The 3257-nt window shown below is 49.6% G+C and carries 4 protein-coding genes; 1 reads left to right on the top strand and 3 read right to left on the bottom strand.

Going from position 1 to position 3257, the window contains the following annotated elements; all coding sequences use genetic code 11:
* The 3 genes from KQJ18_RS22875 to KQJ18_RS22865 form a co-directional block, all read right to left on the bottom strand.
* On the bottom strand, nt 1–453 hold a 453-nt coding region (locus KQJ18_RS22875; RefSeq protein ID WP_216422827.1), incomplete at its 3' end, for a DotU family type IV/VI secretion system protein.
* On the bottom strand, nt 434–1771 hold the full coding sequence (tssK, locus tag KQJ18_RS22870; protein ID WP_216422826.1) for a type VI secretion system baseplate subunit TssK: 1338 nt from the start codon (nt 1769–1771) through the stop codon (nt 434–436). The genes KQJ18_RS22875 and tssK, both read right to left, overlap by 20 nt.
* Nucleotides 1772–1785: 14 nt before the next feature.
* Nucleotides 1786–2244 carry a hypothetical protein gene (locus KQJ18_RS22865; protein WP_038636684.1) on the bottom strand — a complete coding sequence of 153 codons (459 nt, stop codon included), beginning with the start codon at nt 2242–2244 and terminating at the stop codon, nt 1786–1788.
* Between the two features lie 372 nt (nt 2245–2616).
* Here KQJ18_RS22865 and tssB point away from each other — a divergent pair, with 372 nt between their 5' ends.
* Nucleotides 2617–3129, top strand: coding sequence for a type VI secretion system contractile sheath small subunit (gene tssB / locus KQJ18_RS22860; RefSeq protein ID WP_038636686.1), 513 nt, complete (start codon nt 2617–2619; stop codon nt 3127–3129).
* Nucleotides 3130–3257: the final 128 nt, after the last annotated feature.

The raw sequence follows: 3257 nt of genomic DNA, 5'->3' as shown, positions 1-3257 counted from the left end.
AAAATCGTCACGCCGGGAACCGAACCCCAGCGTCAGGCAACGTAAATAAAGCGCGGCTAAATCGCGTTGTCCGGGGCTGCGCTCATTGAGTAACGCGGTGATCTTATGAGGGATCAGATCGCCGGCGCTATGGGTCTGCCACAAATGGTACTCCAGCGGGCAACTCTGCCAGAGTGAGAGGGCTGGCCAGTCGCCATAGAGTACAGATTCATCAATCAGCGCGACCAGGGCGTAAACCGCGTCATCAATCTGCTGCTGAAAGGGGGTACCCAATTCACGGATTAGACGTCGGTTATACTCTGCCACCGCCTGACTGGCGTACTCAAAAGCCTCCGTGTGCAATTCATCAGGCGGCAGCGTGGTGCTTTTCCAGCGTTCAAACTGCGCCAGCCAGCGAGAGAAGACGTCATCAAACAGACGGCAGGCAGGCATATCAGGATTCGTAGGCGTCATGGCGATCCTCCTGACGGTAAAGCATGATCCGCTGCGGCATGTCATCGGTTTCATGCAGCGGAGCAATGACCAGCGGCGTCTCTTTTTCAAACCACTGGGTGGTAAGCGTTAACGTGAACAGGGCGATACTGCTGTCGACTTCCCAGTCGCCGTGCTGTTCGGCGGACAGTGGAGTGAGTGTCATCCCATGCATTCGCTGACGACGCAAAACGGCCAAAAACGGTTGGCTGGCGATAAGGCTCTTTTGTAACCAGCTTTCTGCTCTGGAGGTGCTGCCAGCAGGCATCAGCAGACCAATCACCACCTGTTCTCCGGCATGGATATTCGCGGGGAGCTGAAGCGAAAACATGTTATCCAGTTTGCTGAAGTTGATCCGTTGATAGCGGCGATGAATATGCGCCAATTGATTTTTCAACATGGTGAAAAGGGAGGCGAATGCCGGCTGCATGTTTTGATAATCGAAGGTCGGCAGCAAGGGCAGGGTTTTATCCTGGGTCAGAATTGCCGTCTGCCCGAGAAATAAACACAGCGCGCGGTAAAGATCCTCAGGGTGTGGACGCCCACCGTTAATCAGGCTTTCCAGCAGCGGTAAAGCCCCTTGAATACTTTGTAACGACAGCGTTAGCCACAGCCAGTCATTGGTGCGTTGGCTCTGTTGCGCCAACTGCATTTCCCGGCTTAAAAACAGAATTTTTTCTCTTGCCTGTAAGCAGAGTTGTTGCGTGTTGCGGGAAAGATAGCTCTCTTCACTGACGCTGGGCGAGGGCGGAAACCAGTCGCTCTGACGAAATCCTGCTTCGGTATACACTATCTGAAGTAGCGGCAGACAGATTAAATCGGCGCGTTCATGCTGACAAACCAGGCGTGGTGCGGGCTGCCACAGCGAAATACTTTCAGGAAATTCTCCGCTGCTCAGATCCGGCATTGGGGCGCTGTTCGTTGAGCGATAGCGGTCATTCATCAACTGCCACTGTCCGGCGCGGTTTAGCGGCGGCAGCGCCAGCCAGAGAATATGTTCACTGTCCGGCGCGGCGGGGAGCAGATGTTGGCAGTCGAACTCCAGCGGCGAGTCGCGGCTGATATCGTACTCAACCGGCGTGCCGTCGGGCATGATTGCCTCAAGACGCAGGATACGCAGCATACCGGCACACAGTGCGGCTTCGTCGATATGTAGGTGGTTAACGCCCCAGAATCCGGGATTGGCGCACCGCGCCAGCATGGCGGGAAGCATTTCATTGCGCAGTGCCTGTAACTGGAAATGTTGCGGCAACATCGCCATCCCTTCGTACCAGCAGACCATTGCCGGAATCGTGCTCATAGTATCTTCCTTGTTCAGGGCGCCAGAATTGCCTCATCCGTCATCAGTAGCAGATGCAGTGAACTGACTTTATCCAGCCGGAGCCGGTGATCGCCTTCACTGCGATAACGCGCAAACAGTAGTGTTGCTTCTGTCGTAACGCCCTGCAGGGGATTTTCTTGCGCAACAAAACGTGAACCTGGCACCAGCTCCAGAGACCAGACGCGAAATCCGTCAGGGTTATCACGCAATAATTGTGATTTGGCATTAAACCACTGTGTCGCGGAGAGTGACTGGACGGTGGGTAACAGCGCGCTATCGGTAATAGCGACAATATCCACTGCTACCGGTGCGTTATCATTGGCATCCGGAACTGTTTCAATAATTACATCATTAAATGCCACACGGTTTTGCCACAATGAACAGCCGCTATTCAGTAACGTTAAGGTACTGAATAATATTAATATGGCCGAATGGCATATGCCGCTTTTCATATAAAGTCCTTTTATATTGTTATAAGAACGGTAATTAATGGTTGAGGTTTGTTTTTTGATTTAAATCATTATTCAGCGCGGATTATAAAATAAAAAACGTTTTACTTGATTTATTCACATGGTGAATTAGTTTTGTTGAAAATATCATTTCAGTGATTATTTATTTTTATCTTATTGATTTTAATTGGTTATTTAATTGCTTTTGATTTTTATCAAAGCGGCGATCCTGGTGTAAAAACTGAAAAATTAAGTTGATATTTATTTTTTGTTGTGTTTTTTATATTGCATGTAGTTATTCAGAAAAATCTATTTTCGAATAATGGTGCGGCAAAAATAGCACCAGGGATACTATTGCAATAAAAAGGATTAAATATGGCAGAGAGCATTCAGCATAAACTCAACCGTATTAGGCCGCCGCGCGTGCAAATAACCTATGACGTGGAAACTGGTGGCGCGATTGAGAAAAAAGAACTTCCTTTGGTTGTTGGTATTTTAGCGGATCTATCCGGGCATCCGGCATCTCCACCGGCCAAATTACGTGAGCGCCGTTTTGTTGAAATCGATCGTGATAATTTCGACGATGTACTCTCTTCTGCCTCGCCTCGTCTGGCGATACAGGTTGAAAATCGTCTGGCTAATGATGGCAGTAAACTGAACGTAGAACTCCACTTCAACGAATTCGACGACTTTTCTCCTCTCAATATCATTAATCAGGTTAAACCCCTCCAACGTCTTTTTCTTGCCCGTCAACGCTTACGCGACCTGCTGACCAAACTGGATGGTAACGACGATCTGGATACGTTGTTGCAGCAGGTAGTCAATGACAACGCTGAGCTTCAGGCGTTAAGACCCATTGCTGAAGAAAAACCGACTGACAACGCGTAACTAAAAAGGGGAAGAACAATGGACAATGTTCAGGAACAAGCTGAAACCGGTGGGCAAACCGTTACGCTGAGCGTGCTGGACCGCATTATTCAGGAAGGGCGGATGGCGCGCGATGAGCTACAGCAGAC

The organism is Citrobacter sp. S55_ASV_140 (assembly GCF_018919505.1).
GTDB classification, from domain to species: Bacteria; Pseudomonadota; Gammaproteobacteria; order Enterobacterales; family Enterobacteriaceae; genus Citrobacter; species Citrobacter werkmanii.
The sequence above is the reverse complement of the archived record's forward strand: the minus strand, read 5'-3'. Positions and strand labels throughout refer to the sequence as shown.

Excerpts from the sequence above, each read along its gene's own strand:
- tssB (WP_038636686.1), top strand. The coding sequence starts at position 2,617 with ATGGCAGAGAGCATTCAGCATAAACTCAACCGTATTAGGCCGCCGCGC.
- tssK (WP_216422826.1), bottom strand. The coding sequence starts at position 1,771 with ATGAGCACGATTCCGGCAATGGTCTGCTGGTACGAAGGGATGGCGATG.
- KQJ18_RS22865 (WP_038636684.1), bottom strand. The coding sequence starts at position 2,244 with ATGAAAAGCGGCATATGCCATTCGGCCATATTAATATTATTCAGTACC.